Here is a 16217-nt window from a genome sequence, read left to right on the forward strand (position 1 = left end):
CTCCCGCCGGGGGTTCCCCGGGGTCATTCCGAACCGTGCAGGTCCACCCGCCAGTTGTGGCTGCGCATGAACCGCCCGGGCGGGAACTCGAAGTCCGTCTCGCCGAGCAGGGTGAACCCGGCCTTCGCGCAGACCGCGTTGGAGGCGGGGTTGTCCACCGAGGGGAAGGCGTGCAGGTACCGGTGCGCGGCCTCGCGGCGGGCGGCCGCGACCGCGGCGCGGGTGGCGGCGACGGCGATGCCCCGGCCCTGGAAACCGGGAAGCACGTTCCACCCCATCTCGTGGACGCTCTCGCCCTCCCAGGTCCGGGTGCCGTAGCCGACCGTCCCGACCGCCTCGCCCCCGACCGGCTCGCCCCCGACCGGCTCGCCCGTAGCCGTCCCGCCCGTAGCCGCCCTGCCCGTAGCCGTCCCGCCGGAAGCAGGACCGCCCTCCGGCAGCAGCACGATCCGGTACATGCAGCCGAGCCCGGACGGGACGAAGTCCAGGTAGCGCCGGTGCCGGACGAGCAGCTGCTCCTCGGTTTCCGGCCCGCCGACGTGCTTCTTCATCTCCGAAGTGTTGACCCGGCGCAGCAGCGCGAGGTCGCCGTCCGTCCAGGGTTCGATCCGTACCTGTGCCGAGAGGCCCGCCCGTAGTGTGGTCACAGCGGGGACGGTAGTGCTGGGCCGGTGCCGTTGACCAGCGGTTTTCAGCCCTGGTCGGCGCCGGCTCCCGGCGGGGCGAGGGCGCGGGCGAGCCGGTCGAGCGCGGGCAGTGCCTGGACGACGGCCTCGCGGTCGGCGGGGTCGAGGGTGTCGAAGGCAGTGGCGATGCGGCGTTCGTGGGCGCGCTGCCAGTCGTCCAGCTGGCGCCGACCGGCCGGGGTGAGGGCGATCCGGGCGGTGCGGCGGTCGCCGGGGTCGGCCTGGCGGTCCACGAAGCCGGCGTCGAGCAGCTTGCCGACCAGCCCGCTGACGGTGTTGGGGGCGAGCCGCTGCCGGGCGGCGAGCTCGCCGACGCGCAGCGGGGCGGCGGCGAGGGTCTGGAGGAGTTCGACCTGCGCCATCGGCAGGGACTCCCACGGGTAGTCGGTACGGATGCTGCTGCGCAGTGCGCGGCGCAGCCGGGTGACGGTGTCGGTCAGCCGCCGGGCGTGCTCGACCGCCGGATCGGGGCTTTCGGTGGCGGAGTCGGGAACGTGTGGTGACGACGGCATGGCGGACAGCGTATCGCCTGGTACGGGCCGTTCCGGGGGCGCGGTCCGCCCCCCGGGCGGGGTGCGGACGCCCTGCGAGACGCTACGTATCGCAGAACGATCAACTCGTAGAAAGAACATATCTGCATCCGATATATTTGTCCCATGAACGCCACCGCCCTTGCCGTACGGCTGCTCACCGAGCGGCCCCGGCCGCGTGGCATCGCCGGCTGGCGACACGCCCACTGGCTGGCCGTCGGCACGGTGTGTCTCGGTGCCTTCCTCGGCCAGCTCGACGCCAGCGTCATCGCCCTGGTCTTCCCCGCCATCGGCCGCCACTTCGACGTGGGCTTCGCCGCCGTCGAGTGGGTCGCCCTCGCCTACCTGCTCGTCCTGGTCGCCCTGCTCGCCCCGATCGGCTGGCTGTCCGACCTGGTCGGCCGCAAGACGATGTACATCGGCGGCTTCGCCGTCTTCGGCCTCTCCTCGCTCGGCGCGGGATTCGCGGGCAGCCTCTGGATCCTGGTCGGCTGCCGCGCCGTCCAGGCCGTCGGCGCCGCGATGATGCAGGCCAACAGCGTCGCCCTGGTCGCCCGCGGCGTCCCCGGGCACGCGATGCGGCGTGCGCTCGGCATCCAGGCCTCCGCGCAGGGCCTCGGACTGGCGCTCGGGCCGAGCCTCGGCGGACTGCTGGTCGAACGCGCCTCGTGGCAGTGGGTGTTCTGGGTGAACGTGCCGATCGCCGTGCTCGGCATCCTGGCCGGCTGGTACCTGCTGCCCCGCACCCGGACCGACGGTCCGGCCCCCGTACCCGGGCCCCGGACGGGCGGTGCGGCGCGGCGCAGACGGGGCGACGCCCGCTTCGACCTACCCGGCATGCTGCTGCTCACCGGCGCGACCACGGCACTCCTGCTCGCCCTGTCCACCGCCTCCGGCCTGCCCCTGCCAGGCTGGGCGGTCGCCGCCCTGCTGATCGTCGCCGCCGTGCTCACCGCCGCACTGGTGCACCAGGAACGGCGGGCCGCCCGGCCGATCCTGGCGCCGGGACTGGTCAACACCCCGGGAGTGCGGTCCGGCCTGGTGGTGGCGCTGATCGGCTACCTGCTCCTGTTCTGCCCGCTCGTGCTGGGCCCCGTACTGCTCGCCGACGCAGGGGTGTCGACGGCCCGCGCCGGCCTGGTGGTCACCCTGCTGCCCGCCGCCTTCGCCCTCGCCGCGACGGTCGGCGGCGGGCTGCTGCCCCGCGGCTGGTCGGACGTCACCCGGTGCCGCCTCGGCGCGGCCGTCGCGGCCGCCGGCCTGCTGCTGTTCGCGCTGCTGCCGGCCTCGGCGGTGGCCGCGGGCCCGCTGCTGGTCGCCGGCTACGGGCTGGGCCTGCTGCTGCCTGCCAACAACGCGCTGGTGATGCGGGCGATACCGGCGGAGTGCTCGGCGGTCGGCGGCGGCATGGTGAACATGGCGCGCAGCCTCGGTACGGCCCTCGGGATGGCGCTGTCCGTCCTCGGTGTCCACCTGGCGGGCGCGGCGTCCGGTGGACGGACGGTGCTGTTCGTCCTCGCCGTGGTCGCGGCGGCAGCCGCCCTCCTCACCCGGCCGGCCCGCGCCGTTCGTACGGTCCGTACGGTCCGTACGGCTCGTCGTTAGGCGGTCGGCGCGGTCGGCGCGGTCGGCGCGGTCGGCGCGTTGAGGGTGTCCTGGGCCCGGTTCAGGCCGAGCCGGACCAGGGTCTCCAGGGCATCCGCGCAGCGGTCCAACTCACCCGGCAGTGCGGCGAGTTCGTCGTCCGAGAACTTCTTCAGCACGAAGTCGCCGATGCTCTGCCCCTTGGGCGGGCGTCCGATGCCGAAGCGCAGCCGGATGAAGTCGCGGGTGCCGAGCACCTCGCCGACCGAGCGCACGCCGTTGTGGCCGCCGGGGCCGCCGCCGCGCTTGAGCCGGGCGGAGCCGAACGCGAAGTCCAGGTCGTCCTGCACGACCACCAGCCGCTCGACCGGCACGCCGTGGCGGCGCAGCAGCGCGGCCACCGGGCGGCCGGACAGGTTGATGAACCACAGCGGCTTCGCCAGCAGCACCCGGTGGCCGTCGACCTCGAACTCCGCGAGCCGGGTGGCGATTCCGCTGCGCCGGAAGCGGACGCCGTGCCGCTCGGCCAGCCGGTCCGCGGCGAGGAAGCCCGCGTTGTGCCGGGTCAGCCGGAACCACGGGCCGGGGTTGCCCAGTCCGGCGATCAGCCAGGGGACGTCAGGGGTCATGCGCGGGACTCCGTAAGGGGGCGGGAACGGCGGACGGCCGGGGCACGGCGCGGACGGTACGGGACCGTCGGCCGCGCCCCGGCCGTCCGGGGAACGCGAAAGGGTGCGCCGGAGCGGGCTGAGCCGGCAGCAGGCGGTGAGCCGGTACGGGCTGCGCCGGTACGGGCTGCGCCGGCTCAGGACGCGGGCACGCCGGGGGCGGCGCCGCGCTCCTTGAGCATGTCGGTCATCAGCTCCAGCTCCGAGGTCTGGGCGACCACCATCGACTGGGCGAGCCGCTTCTCGGCGTCGTTCCTGGCCAGGTCCACGTAGCCCTGGGCCATCTCGACGCCGCCCTTGTGGTGCTCGATCATCAGCTGCAGGTAGTACACCTCGGCGTCCCGCCCGCTGAGCGAACGCAGCTTCGCGATCTGGGCGTTGGTGGCCATGCCGGGCATCAGCGAACCGTCGTGCGCCTGGTAGTCGTGGCCCATCTGCATCCAGGCCATCGGCTTGGCGACCGAGTGCTGCGGCAGCCCCCACTGGTCCAGCCAGCCCATCATCATGCCGCGCTGGTTGGCCTGGGTGTTGATGATGTCGAAGGCCAGGGTGCGGGTCGGCTCGTCGGAGGTGCGGTCCCGGACGGCGAACGACAGGTCCACCGCCTGCTGGTGGTGGGTCGCCATGTCGCGGGCGAAACCGGCCTCGGGCGAGTCGTCCGCCGGAACGGACAGCGAGGAGGAGCCGGAGGCCGAGGTCCCGCTCGCCACCAGGGCCGGCACCCCGAGCGCCAGCGCCACGGCGGCGGCCAGCGCGGCCGGCCACCACAGGCGGCGGCGCGCGGACCTGGCCGGGCCCTCGGCGGTGGCGGCCTCGGTGACGGCCGCCGCAGCGGTCGCGACGGCGTCCTCGGCAGCGGACCCGGCGGACCCGGCGGACCCGGAGGTACCGGATTCGCCCGGGCGGCCCGCGTCGGCGGTCACATCTGCCCCATGGTGCAGGAGGCGCCCGGCTCCTGGGTCTGCTTGCCCTGGACGTACTTGGTGAAGAACTGGTTCACCCGGGGGTCGCTGGCGCTGTCCACGACCAGCTGGGTGCTCCAGGCGTTCAGGGTGATGGTGCCCTGCTCGTCCGGGTACGGGCTCATCAGCGAGTACGGGGTGGTCTTGACCTTGTCGGACAGGGTCTTGATGTCCTCCGGCGTGGCCTTGCCGTTGTACGTCACCCAGACCGCGCCGTGCTCCAGCGAGTGGACGGCGCGCTCGTTCTCGACCGGCTGGTCGTAGACGTGGCCCATGCAGTCCAGCCAGACCGCGTTGTGGTCGCCGCCGACCGGCGGGGTCATCGGGTAGTTGACCTTCTCCTTGACGTGGGTGCGGCCCAGGTCGCCGAAGGTCTTCACGCCCGGGATGTCCGCGTTGGCGGCGGCTTCCTTGTCCTTCTTCTTCTGGTTCTGGTCCATGACGACCCAGGTGCCGGTGGCGATCGCGGCGATCACCAGCACGCCGGCCGCCACCGAGGCGACGACCTTGTTGCGGCGGTCGCGGCGCTGCTCTGCGGCGCGCAGCTCGGCGATCCGAGCGCGACGGTCGAGGCCGGCCTGCTTGCCGCCGGACTTGTTGGACTGCTTGGAGGCGGAACCCATGGTGGTGTCCTTGTCTCCGCCGCGCACCGGTCGGTGGCGGCGGTCAGCTGGAAGGAGGGGAGGGGCGGATCCGTCGGCGGCGGGGCCGGCGGTGGGTTCCGCTCAGGACCGGTGGACCTGGAGCTCGTGCAGATCGGGTGCCGGGTGCGAACCGTCCAGCAGACCGGCGGGCACCACCCGGGGCAGCGCCTCGGGCGCGGCCGGGGTGCGGGGTGACACGGCGGGCTGCGGCTGCGGCGGCGGGTTCGGCAGCTGGGCGTCCTGCGAGCAGTACGGGTGACTGGAGCAGCCGTTGTTGCGCGGGGGCTGGCCGTCGGCGGTGCAGAGGATCCAGTGGCCCTGGCCCTGGTCCTCCGCGAGCTTCGCGGCCTTGGCGGGCCTGGTGGCCGGCGCGGCGGGGTCGGCGTGGGGCGCCTGTCCGGTGGCGACCTGCACACTGACCACACTGACGACGGTCACGGCACTGGCCGGGGCCGCGGCCGGCACCGGACGGGCGGACCCGTCCACCGCCTTCGCCTGACCGGCGCAGGGCAGCACCGCCAGCAGCGCGCCGAGCAGCAGGACCAACAGCGCACCCACCGGGCGGCCCGCCGGTGCGGCCCTCCCCGGTCGGGGCAAGCTGGGGGCCGACGCGGTCATGCGGACATTTAATCAGCCGAACGAGTGAAGCGATGCCCCCCATCGGCCCTCATTTTCAGGGGCCCGTACGCCCGGATGACCAGGAAACACCTTGCTCCGGGCACATCCGGCAAGCACGGACGGAACGGAAACGAACGATGCGGTGACGCCCCCGCGGCGCGGACGACGAACCGGCAGGTCGGCGGGGTGGCCGGGATGTTCCCAAGGGTGACCGGTTGTCGCCGAAACCCGGACAGGGTCGTTGCACGTGGAGAACAATGACGTCGAGCCCGGCCCGCCGGGGGCGGCGCGACCACCGGACCCACCAGGAGCCGCCAGATGAGCAAGCAGGGTGCACCCGCACAGCCGCCCCGGCCCGAGGACGGCTGGTGGGACACCGTCTACGACGGCCCGGCGGGCACCCTCCCCGACACACCGGACGCCGACCCGGGGGACGGCAGCGTGGACGACTGGTTCGACACGGCAGCCGGGCTCATCGGGCAGCAGCGGTCGGGGGAGGAGCCGGCGGCTGAGCCGGAGCCGGGGCCTGGGCCTGAGCCGGTGGCGGTGCCCGAGGTGGTGGTGCCGGAGCCGGAGCCGGACGGCCGGGACAGCATCGACGACTGGTTCGACACCGCGGTCGGAGTGATCGGCGGGGCGGAGGGCATCGGACGCCAGCGGACGTCCACGGAGACCCACCAGTTCCGCGCACCCTCCTTCGCGGACGACGCGCCCGAGCCCGTGGCGGCGCCGGAGCCGGAGCCGATCTCCCTGCAGAAGCCCGAACCGCCTCAGGTGCCCGAAGCACCCGACGTGCCTGAAGCGCCCGACGTGCCTGAAGCGCCCGAAGCGCCCGAGGCCCTTGAGGCACCCGTCCCCGCCCCCGACCTGGCCCCGGAACCCGACTCCGACCACGCGCCGGTGCCGGAGCCCGACCCGGAACCGGTGCAGCCCACCGCCCCGGCCCCCGCCCCCGCCACCATTCCCGACCCCCGGTTGGCCATCCGTGCCCCGCTCGCCGACGGCGGCGCCCCCGTGCCGCACGTCGGCGAGCGACCCCCGACGTACGGTCCCGAGCCGACGGCCGTCCCGGAGGCGGACCCGGGCTCGCTGCGCGGCCTCGTACCGGACACCGTGCTGGAGGGGGCGCAGTACGGTCCGTCCGTGCTGCGCGCCGTCTCCGTCCGCGGCGACTCCGCGCGCTACCGGGGCGAGCCGCGGCGGGACTCCCTGCTCGTCACCCGGTTCGGCGACGGCCCCGACGGACTGCTGCTCGCCGTCCTCGGCGGCTTCGACCGTACGGGCGGAGCGGCGGAGGACGCGGTCACCGCGGAGGCCGTCGCCGCCGCCGCCGACGAAGCCTGCCGCCAACTCGCCGCCGCGATCGGGCGAAGCCGGGCCGGACTGGCCGCCGACCTGCGCGATGGCGCCCGGGACCGGCTCCGGTACGGCCTCCAGCGGCTGGCGACCAGCGCCGCCGCCCCGCTGCGGGCGCTGGCGCCCCGGGAGGAAGGGGGCGACCCGCAGTCCCCGGCCGCGCTGCACTGCCTGATGGTGTCGCTGGACCCGGCGGCGGGCTACCGTGCGGCGTTCGGCGTCGGCCCGGGCGGGCTGTACCTGCTGCGCGCGGGGCACTGGATCGACGCGTACGCCGCCCGCCTGCTGTACCACCCGGACGGGCAGCCGCCGGTCGCCGAGGCGCCGGTCCCGGACCCGCGTCCGTTCCGCTTCCGGCTGGTCCCCGCGACCCCGGGCGACATCCTGCTCCTCTGCACCCCTGGCCTGGCCGCCCCGATCGCCGACGAGCCCGCCGTCGCCCACTTCCTCTCCACCCACTGGACCCACCCCCACCCCCCGGGCACCATCGACTTCCTGCGCCAGGTCCAGGTCCGCGCCAAGGGCTACGCCGACGACCGCACCGCCGCCGCCATCTGGACCGAATGACCGAAGCCCCACACCGCCCTACACCGCCCGCGCGCACGAGAAGTCGGCCCACCCGACTTCTCACGCACGGACCTCACCCTGCGGCGGACGCGCCCCTTCCGGTGTCCGGCCGGCCCCAAGGTAAAAATCTGTAGACCGGTCTGCATATTTTTCCCGGGATGGTGGCCGCCCGCCCCGCGCAGGAAGTCGGCCCGCCCGACTTCTGGTGCGGGCTCGCCGTCCAGCCCGTGTAATCAGTAGACCGGTCTGCATATTTCTTTCTGCCGAGCCGGCTGGTCACACAGGAAGTCGGCCGGGCCGACTTCTGGTGCGCGAGCAGAGTTGCGGTCGCGAGGAAATATGTAGACCGGTCTGCATATTCCTGCCCTCCGGCGGACGGCTGCGCAGGAAGTCGGCCGGGCCGACTTCTGGTGCCCGTGCCCGTGCCGGTGCCGGTGCCGGTGGGCGGCGGCTGCGGGGGGAATCAGTAGACCGGTCTGCATATTTTCCCGAGGGGGTGGGCACTCGGGGGGCCATCGGGGTGGGGTCAGGCGCGCAGGAGGATGGTGGTGACGGCGGTGGCTTGGGTGAGGGCGGTGGGGGGTGGGTGTCGGGGAGGCCGATGGCGATGGGGACGGCGAGGCCGTCGAGGAGGGCGCGGATCTGGAAGGCGCGGTCGGCGGCCGGGCCCGGGGTGAAGTGGCCGGTGGCGGTGCCCTGCTCGATGAGGGCGACCAGGTCGGCCTGCCACGGCGCCTCGATCTCCTGCTGCCCCTGGCGGATCTCGGCGCTCGTCGGGGAGCGGCCCCACACCTCGACCCAGAGGATCCACCGCGGGTCGCCCGCGCCCTCCGGCAGGTAGAGGCGCAGGTAGGCGTCGAGGCGCTGCCAGGGGTCGAGGGTGTGGTCGGCGAGGGCGTCGCGGCGGCGGGCGCCGAGCTGGTCCTCGCTCCAGCGGAGGGTTTCCAGCAGCAGCTGGTCCTTGCTGCCGAAGTAGTAGAGCAGGTGTCCGGCGCTCATCTGGAGCTGCTTGCCGAGCCCGGCCATGGTGAGTTTGGCGAGCCCGTGTTCGGCGATCGCGGCCCGGGCGGTGGCGAAGACCTCCTCGCGGGGGCGTGCCGGCCGGCGCGGGCGGGGGTCCGCCATGTGCGTGCTCTCCCTCGGTGGAACGGAGGTTCGAAGACTACCGGAGCGGGGGACGGGCCCCCGCTCCGGCAGCGACGGGCGTCAGAGTGCCTTCGGCTGCTGCTGGGTGATGCAGTGGATGCCGCCGCCGTTGGCGAAGATCTCGCGGGCGTCGACGAGTTCGACGGTGCGGCCCGGGTAGGCGCGGCCGAGGATGGCGGCGGCCTCCTGGTCGCGCGGGTCGGCGAAGGCGCACAGGATGACGGCGCCGTTGGCCACGTAGTGGTTGATGTAGGAGTAGTCGACCGGCTCGCCGTCCTCGTCCAGGAGGACGGTGGGGGCGGGCAGTTCGATGACCTCCAGCCGGCGGCCCTGGGCGTCCGTGGAGGCGCGCAGGATGGCGACGAGCTCCTGGCAGACCTCGTGGTCCGGGTGGGACGGGTCGGGCTGGACGTGGGCGACCACGACGCCCGGGCGGACGAAGGAGGCGACGATGTCGATGTGCCCGCGGGTGCCGAACTCGTCGTAGTCGCGGGTGAGTCCGCGCGGCAGCCAGATCGCCTTGGTGGTGCCGAGGAAGGCGTGCAGCTCGGCCTCGACCTCCTCCTTGGTCCAGTCGGCGTTGCGTCCCTCGCCGAGCTGGACGGTCTCGGTGACGAGCACCGTGCCCTCGCCGTCGACGTGGATGCCGCCGCCCTCGTTGATCAGCCGGGAGGCGAAGCGCTGGACCTCCGTCAGTTCGCTGATGTGCTCGGCGATGTGCTGGTCCTTGTCCCAGCGGGCCCAGGACTGCGCGCCCCAGCCGTTGAAGATCCAGTCGGCGGCGGCCAGCGAGCCCTTGCCGTCGATCAGGAAGGACGGGCCGATGTCGCGCATCCAGGCGTCGTCCAGCGGCCGCTCGACGATCTCGACCTGCTCGGAGACGTACTTGCGCGCCTCGGCCGTCTCACCGGTGTTGACGATCAGCGTCACCGGCTCGTACCGGACGATGGTGTTGGCGACGGCGGCCCAGGCCTCGCGGCCCGCGTGCAGCTGCTCGGGGGTCTCGAAGGTGGGGTTGGCGGTCGGGAAGGCCATCCAGGTGCGGTCGTGCGGGTGCCACTCGGCGGGCATCCGGTAGCCGAGGGAGGCGGGCGTGGGGGTGGTCATCATCAAGTCCTATGGGGGAGAACGCGGGAGGGCGCGGAAGACGAGGGAGGATCAGAGGAAGTAGAGGCGGCTGAGCGAGACGCTGTCGGCCGGTTCGGAGCGCAGCGGCGAGCCGTCCAGGGAGACCAGCCCGGTCTCGGTGACCTCGACGTGGCCGACGCGGGCGTTGCGCACCATGTCGCGCGGCCCGATGCCGCGGGTGCCCCGGACGCCGACGCGGCGGCGGCGGGTGGGCAGCCCGTCGGCGGGGCGGTCGAGGTAGGCGCCGTCGGCGGCGGCCTGGGCGACGAAGGCCACCGAGATGTCGGCGGCGGTCGCGCCGTGGGCACCGAACTGCGGCCCCAGGACGAGGGGTTCGCAACGGTCGGTGGAGGCGTTGGGGTCGCCGACCACGCCGTACGCGGGGAAACCGGCCTTGAGGACGAGCTGCGGCTTGGCGCCGAAGTGGTCCGGGCGCCAGAGCACGATGTCGGCGAGCTTGCCGATCTCGATCGAGCCGACCTCGTGCGAAAGGCCGTGGGCGATGGCGGGGTTGATGGTGAGCTTGGCGATGTAGCGCAGCACCCGCTCGTTGTCGTCGCCGTTCTCCGTCGTCCCGTACGAGCCGGCGCCGTCGAGCGGGCCGAGTTCGGCCTTCATCTTGCCGGCCATGGCGAAGGTGCGGCGCACCGTCTCGCCGGCCCGGCCCATGCCCTGGGCGTCGGAGGAGGTGATGCCGATGACCCCGAGGTCGTGCAGCACGTCCTCGGCGCCCATGGTGCCGGCCCGGATGCGGTCGCGGGCCATCGCGGCGTCGCCGGGCAGGTCGACCTTGAGGTCGTGCGCGGAGACGATCATGCCGAAGTGCTCGCCGAGCGCGTCCCGGCCGAACGGCAGGGTGGGGTTGGTGGAGGAGCCGATGACGTTCGGCACGCCCGCCATCTTCAGCACGTTGGGGACGTGGCCGCCGCCGCAGCCCTCGATGTGGAAGGCGTGGATGGTCCGGCCCTCCAGCACCTTCAGGGTGTCCTCGACCGACAGGCACTCGTTCAACCCGTCGGTGTGCAGGGCGACTTGGACGTCGTACTCCTCGGCGACCCGCAGTGCGGTGTCCAGCGCGCGGGTGTGCGCGCCCATGTCCTCGTGCACCTTGAAGCCGGACGCGCCGCCCTCGGCCAGGGCCTCGACCAGCGGGGCCGCGTCGGAGGACGAACCGCGGCCCAGGAAGCCGATGTTGACCGGCCAGGCGTCGAAGGCGTTGAAGGCGTGGCGCAGCGCCCACGGGGAGTTGACGCCGACGCCCCAGACCGGGCCGAACTCCTGGCCGATGATGGTGGTGACGCCGGAGGCCAGCGAGGCCTCCATGATCCGCGGCGAGAGCAGGTGGACGTGGGTGTCGATGGCGCCGGCGGTGGCGATCATGCCCTCGCCGGAGACGATCGTGGTGCCGGTGCCGACGACCACGTCCACGCCGTCGAGGGTGTCCGGGTTGCCGGCCCGGCCGATCGAGGCGATCCGGCCGCCGATCAGACCGATGGACGTCTTGCGGATGCCCTGGATCGCGTCGATGACCAGGACGTTGCTGATCACGACGTCGCAGGTGTCGCGGACGGCGGCGGGCTTGAGGTGCAGGCCGTCGCGGGCGGTCTTGCCGAAGCCGGCCAGGAACTCGTCGCCGGGCGCCTGGGAGTCGGACTCGACCCGGACGATCAGGCCGCTGTCGCCGAGCCGGATCCGGTCCCCGGCGCGCGGGCCGTGGACGGAGATGTAGTCGTGCGGGGTGATCGCACTCACGAGGGCACCTCCGAGTCGTCGAAGCTGGTCAGGTAGCCGGTCGCGCGGGCCTTCGCGAGGGCGGACTCTTTCGCGCCGGGCGCGTCCAGGGGGCCGTCCACGAGCCCGGCGAAGCCGATCGCGACCCGTTCGCCGCCGATCGGCACCAGGCCGACCTCGACGGTGGCGCCCGGGTCGAAGCGCACCGAGGAGCCGGCCGGGACGGCGAGGTGGGTGCCGTAGGCGGCGGCGCGGTCGAAGGCGAGGCGCGGGTTGGCCTCGAAGAAGTGGAAGTGCGAGGTGACCGAGATCGGCACCCCGGAGGTGTTGTGGACGGGGAGCAGCAGGGTCTCCTCGACCGGATCGTAGCCGGCGCCGTCGCCGATCAGCGCGCCGCCGGGGGCCTCGTCGCCGAGTGAGCCGGCGCCCTTGAAGGGATCGTTGACGACGGCGAGGCGGGTGCCGTCCTCGAAGACGGCCTCGACCTGGACGACGGTGACCACGTCCGGCACGCCGGGCAGGACGTCGTCGGCGGTCAGCACGGAGCGGCCGGCCTCGATGGCCTCGGCCAGGCGCCGGCCGTCGCGGGCGGCCTCGCAGACGGTGTCCGCGATCAGGGCGGTGGCCTCGGGGATGTTGAGGCGTACGCCCCGGGCTCGGCGGGCGCGGGCCAGTTCGGCTGCTGTGAAGATCAGCAGCCGGTCCCGCTCGGTGGGGGTCAGTCGCACGGTTCCTCGCTCGCGGTTGCCGGGGGAGGGGCGGCTCGGGTACTCGAAGCCTTCCGGATGATGTTAGAACGCCGTTCAAACATCTGGGGTCATTGAACCCGGACCGGGCCGCCCTGTCCAGCCTTGCCGGTCCGCGCGGGTTCGGCTCCCTGGGCGGGGGAGGGGGGTGAGGGCCCCGGCGTGCGGCGGGGGCGCGCAGCCGGGCGCACGGCTCGTACGGGCGCCGGGTGTGCGCGGAACCGAGGGGCGGTGGCTTCGAAAACGGCCGCTGCGCTTCGCAAACCTGTCCGGCGCGGGCAGTTGGATCACGCGAACCTCCCCGTGCCCCTTTCACCCCACGTGATCGGACGCACACTGTTGCAAACGCCGTCAACTGGGCATGAGGATTGGTGGTCAGATCGAGGGGGCCACCCGGCCGGTGGGGGATCCGGAGGCGGGGGCCCGGATTCCAGGGCGGGGGAATGTGGTGATGGACGGTCAGTCGCGATTCCCGCGGCAGCGGACGAGTTCGGGCGACGCCTACCGGTCCGGGCCGGCCCAGGGCCCGGTCGGCGCCGCCGGCACGACCGGCCCGGCGGGTACGGCCGGCACGAGCGCCACGGCCGGTCCGAGCAGCCCGGCCGGTACGGGCGGCACGAGCGGGACGGCCGGAGCGACCGACACGGCCCTGCCGGGCGCGCCGGCCCCCGGCTGTGCGCTGCACCGGCGGCTGCACCTCGCGCTCGACCCGGCCGACCTGGTCGCGGTGGGTGCCGTCCGGCGGCGGCTGCGTTCGGCGCTGAGTCACTGGGGGGTGCCGGAGCTGTCCGACACCGCCGAGCTGCTCTCCTCCGAGCTGGTCACCAACGCTCTGGTGCACACCGGCAAGGGCGCGGTCTTCGACGCGGTGCTCGGCTCGGACCACCGGCTGCGGATCGAGGTGCACGACGGGACGAGCCGGCTGCCCGGCCGTCGGCGTGATCCGGAGGCCGAGTACGCGACCTCGGGGCGCGGGTTGCTGCTGGTGGAGGCGCTCGCCGACGCCTGGGGGGTGCAGCTGAGAGGCGACGGCAAGGTCACCTGGTTCGAACTCACCCTGCCCTGAGTCCGGCAGACCCCGTCCGACCCGGGCCGACTCCGGCCGCTTCGGGTCCGGTTCCCGCGGTCGTACGATTGTTCGCAACCGATTGATTCGCTGTCGAAGGAAGCCCTGAACAGAAGGCGGAGCGGAAGATTTCCGGCCCGTCGGCATTGCCGCTCGACGGAACATTGGCCAGGATGGTGGGACTGTGTGTCCACGTGCGGGAAGCAGCGGGGAGACCGAACCTCGACTGACCACCGTCCGCCGGCACCGTCCCATCCAGCACGACCCATCACATCGCCACGCGGCCCGGCCGGACGGTCGGCGCGGTCCGCCACGGCAGCGGCAGGAGCAGCATGCCCACTGAGCCCGAGTCGCCGGGGCCGGCGCTCCCTTCCGGCACGTCCGCCGCCGAGCCGCGAGTCGCCGAGCCGCGAGTCGCCGAGCCGCGCACCCCAGAGCCCAGGACCGCAGAGCCCAGGACCGCAGAACCCAGGACCGGAGAGCCGCGCGCCGTGGAACCCAGGACCGTAGAGCCCCGGCCGCCCGCCCAGCCGACCCGGCGGACCTCCGCGATGCGCCCGTCCCCCAGCCTCGCCGCCGCCCGCCTGGCGCCCGTGCTGTCCGGCGGACTGCCGCCCGCCTCCGCCGACACCATGCCGGACTGGCTGGAGCCGGCGATGGCCGCCAACGGCATCGGCTCCTTCGACTGGGACATCCGCCGCGACGTCCTGGAGGGCGACCAGCGCGCCTGCACGATCATCGGACTGGAAGGCTCGGCGCTGGGCCGCTTCGACCGCACCGCCGCCTCCTTCCTGGCCCTGCTGCACCCCGAGGACGCGCCGGTGGTGCGTCGCCGGGTCGAGCGCGCGGTGGCCGAGCTGGGCCAGTGCGGCGCCTACTACCGCACCATCGGGCCGAACGGCACCATGCGCGCGGTGCGCTTCCGCGGCCGGGTGCTCGCCGACGCCTTCGGCCGCGCCTCCCGGATGGTGGGCTTCGTCTGGGACGCCACCGTCGAACTGCACAAGCGCGACCACGCCGACCGGATGGCCCTGCTGCGCGAGGAGCGCTCCCGGTTCATCAAGGAGGCGGCGCGCGCCCTCTCCGAAGCCGTCACCGTCCGTGACGTGGCACGGGTCTTCACCGAACTGCCGCTGCCCGGGCTGCCGCCGGACGGCCTGGTGCTGGCCTCCTTCGAGGCCGGCCGGGCGCAGATCCTCGGCGCCTCCGGCTACCACGCCGAGGCGCTCGCGGTCTGGGACCGCACCGTGCTGCCGAGCGGCCACCCGGCCGCCGAAGCGCTGCGCCACCGCACCCCGGTGTTCGTCTCCACCCGCGAGGACTTCCGCGGCCGCTACCCCGAGGTCTGGAAGCAGGCCGACCGCACCGGCCGCGGCTCCTGGGCGTACCTGCCGCTGGTGGCCAGCGGCCGGGCGATCGGCGTCTGCGTGGTCAGCTTCGACGACGAGCGCGAGCTGGACGCGGACGAGCGCACCCTGCTGACCACCCTGGGCGGGCTGGTCGCCCAGTCGCTGGCCCGGGCCCGGCTGCACGACGCCGAGCACGAGCTGGCGGCCGGCCTGCAGCGGGTGATGCTGCCGCGCACCGTCCCGTCCGTGCCGGGCGTGACCACCGCCGTGCGCTACCTCGCGGCCGGCTCCGGCCTGCAGATCGGCGGCGACTGGTACGACGTGGTGCCGCTGCCCGGCGGGCACGTCGGCCTGGTGATCGGCGACGTCCAGGGCCACGACGTGCACGCCGCCGGGATCATGGGCCAGCTGCGGATCGCGCTGCGCGCCTACGCGGCCGAGGGCCACCCGCCCGCCGCCGTGATGGCCCGCGCCTCCCGCTTCCTCGCCGACCTGGACACCGACCACTTCGCGACCTGCACCTACGCCGAGGTCAACGTCGACTACGGCGTGGTGTACGCCGTACGGGCCGGCCACCTCGACCCGGTGGTGCGCCGCGCCGACGGCACCGCCGCCGTGGTGCCGGTCGCGGGCGGGCTGCCGCTGGGCATCGACCCGGACCAGGAGTACCGGGTCACCCGGTTCAGCCTGGACCCGGGCGAGACCGTGCTGCTCTGCACCGACGGCCTGGTCGAGGCGCGCGGCATGGACCTGGACGAGGGCGTGGCCCGGCTGACCCGGGCGCTGGCACGTCCGCTGCCGTCCGCCGCGCAGGCGCCCCGCGACCCGCTGGAGGAGCTGGCCGACCGGATCGCCTCCCAGGCCGCCGACTCCAGCGAGCGCGAGGACGACATAGCGCTGCTGCTCCTGCGCTGGGACGGCCCGGCGGGCGGCCTCGCCGCGCAGCAGCTGCGCCGCCGGATCGGCCAGGCCGACCTGGCCCGGGTCGCCGAGGTGCGGGCCGAGCTGCGCGACGCGCTGCGCCGCTGGGGCGTCGCCGAGTTCATCGACACGGCCGAACTGCTCTCGTCCGAGCTGGTCACCAACGCCATCCGGCACACGGACCGTGACGCCATGTTCACTGCGCGCCTCTACCGGGAGCCGGAGGCCGACGGCGGGCGGGCCCGGCTGCGGGTCGAGGTGGAGGACGAGTCGGACCTGTGGCCGACCCGCCGGACGCCGGGCGAACAGGCCTCCTCCGGGCGCGGCTTGATGCTGGTTGAGGCACTGGCGGACGCCTGGGGCGTGGAGCCGCGCGGATCCGGCAAGCGGATGTGGTTCGAGCTCAGCGGGGCGGCAGCTTAGACGGTCCCCGGGCAGCGCCCGGGCAGAAGGTGCGGCCCTGGACGAAACGCGGTCGCGGGTGCGAACCTGAAGACAGGTCACGCGCCCCGGCG

The 16217-nt window shown here is 74.0% G+C and carries 14 protein-coding genes; 4 read left to right on the plus strand and 10 right to left on the minus strand.

What is annotated here, in order from left to right; genetic code table 11:
- Nucleotides 1-23: 23 nt before the first annotated feature.
- Together CRP52_RS24955 and CRP52_RS24960 are read right to left on the minus strand one after the other, a co-directional pair.
- Nucleotides 24-647: a GNAT family N-acetyltransferase gene (locus tag CRP52_RS24955; RefSeq protein ID WP_097238434.1), complete on the minus strand. Its 624-nt coding sequence runs from the start codon at nucleotides 645-647 to the stop codon at nucleotides 24-26.
- Nucleotides 648-691: 44 nt separating this feature from the next.
- On the minus strand, nucleotides 692-1198 hold the full coding sequence (locus CRP52_RS24960) for a MarR family winged helix-turn-helix transcriptional regulator (protein ID WP_097238435.1): 507 nt from the start codon (nucleotides 1196-1198) through the stop codon (nucleotides 692-694).
- Nucleotides 1199-1342: 144 nt separating this feature from the next.
- Between CRP52_RS24960 and CRP52_RS24965 the strand changes: the two genes are divergently transcribed.
- Nucleotides 1343-2821, plus strand: coding sequence for an MFS transporter (locus CRP52_RS24965; RefSeq protein WP_097238436.1), 1479 nt, complete (start codon nucleotides 1343-1345; stop codon nucleotides 2819-2821).
- Here CRP52_RS24965 and pth read toward each other — a convergent pair.
- The 4 genes from pth to CRP52_RS24985 all read right to left on the minus strand — a co-directional run bounded on the left by pth (nucleotide 2818) and on the right by CRP52_RS24985 (nucleotide 5692).
- On the minus strand, nucleotides 2818-3429 hold the full coding sequence (gene pth, locus CRP52_RS24970) for an aminoacyl-tRNA hydrolase (RefSeq protein ID WP_097238437.1): 612 nt from the start codon (nucleotides 3427-3429) through the stop codon (nucleotides 2818-2820). The two genes, CRP52_RS24965 and pth, sit on opposite strands and share 4 nt — an antisense overlap.
- Nucleotides 3430-3605: 176 nt before the next feature.
- Nucleotides 3606-4238: a DUF305 domain-containing protein gene (locus CRP52_RS24975; protein WP_097240322.1), complete on the minus strand. Its 633-nt coding sequence runs from the start codon at nucleotides 4236-4238 to the stop codon at nucleotides 3606-3608.
- A 149-nt stretch (nucleotides 4239-4387) separates the two neighbouring features.
- Nucleotides 4388-5053, minus strand: a complete 666-nt coding sequence (locus CRP52_RS24980) for a DUF3105 domain-containing protein (protein ID WP_097238438.1) — start codon at nucleotides 5051-5053, stop codon at nucleotides 4388-4390.
- Nucleotides 5054-5155: 102 nt separating this feature from the next.
- Nucleotides 5156-5692, minus strand: a complete 537-nt coding sequence (locus tag CRP52_RS24985) for a hypothetical protein (protein ID WP_143685823.1) — start codon at nucleotides 5690-5692, stop codon at nucleotides 5156-5158.
- Between the two features lie 318 nt (nucleotides 5693-6010).
- Here CRP52_RS24985 and CRP52_RS24990 point away from each other — a divergent pair, with 318 nt between their 5' ends.
- Entirely contained in the window at nucleotides 6011-7615 is a 1605-nt protein-coding gene (locus CRP52_RS24990) for a protein phosphatase 2C domain-containing protein (protein WP_097238440.1), read from the plus strand.
- Between the two features lie 276 nt (nucleotides 7616-7891).
- Here the strand turns inward: CRP52_RS24990 and CRP52_RS24995 are convergent, their stop codons facing one another.
- The 4 genes from CRP52_RS24995 to CRP52_RS25010 form a co-directional block, all read right to left on the minus strand.
- Entirely contained in the window at nucleotides 7892-8740 is an 849-nt protein-coding gene (locus tag CRP52_RS24995; RefSeq protein WP_097238441.1) for a TetR/AcrR family transcriptional regulator, read from the minus strand.
- An 81-nt stretch (nucleotides 8741-8821) separates the two neighbouring features.
- The gene (locus tag CRP52_RS25000; protein ID WP_179852913.1) at nucleotides 8822-9871 is read right to left on the minus strand and encodes an agmatine deiminase family protein; all 1050 of its coding nucleotides are present in this window, start codon (nucleotides 9869-9871) and stop codon (nucleotides 8822-8824) included.
- A gap of 48 nt (nucleotides 9872-9919) precedes the next feature.
- Nucleotides 9920-11641, minus strand: a complete 1722-nt coding sequence (locus CRP52_RS25005) for an urease subunit alpha (protein WP_373560521.1) — start codon at nucleotides 11639-11641, stop codon at nucleotides 9920-9922.
- On the minus strand, nucleotides 11638-12348 hold the full coding sequence (locus CRP52_RS25010) for an urease subunit gamma (RefSeq protein ID WP_097238443.1): 711 nt from the start codon (nucleotides 12346-12348) through the stop codon (nucleotides 11638-11640). Before CRP52_RS25010 ends, CRP52_RS25005 begins: the two co-directional genes overlap by 4 nt.
- Nucleotides 12349-12817: 469 nt before the next feature.
- Between CRP52_RS25010 and CRP52_RS37415 the strand changes: the two genes are divergently transcribed.
- Entirely contained in the window at nucleotides 12818-13432 is a 615-nt protein-coding gene (locus tag CRP52_RS37415) for an ATP-binding protein (RefSeq protein WP_107474905.1), read from the plus strand.
- A gap of 551 nt (nucleotides 13433-13983) precedes the next feature.
- Entirely contained in the window at nucleotides 13984-16125 is a 2142-nt protein-coding gene (locus CRP52_RS25025; RefSeq protein ID WP_097238445.1) for a SpoIIE family protein phosphatase, read from the plus strand.
- Nucleotides 16126-16217 lie beyond the last annotated feature (92 nt).

This window comes from Streptomyces sp. 1331.2 (assembly GCF_900199205.1).
Classification (GTDB): Bacteria; Actinomycetota; Actinomycetes; order Streptomycetales; family Streptomycetaceae; genus Kitasatospora.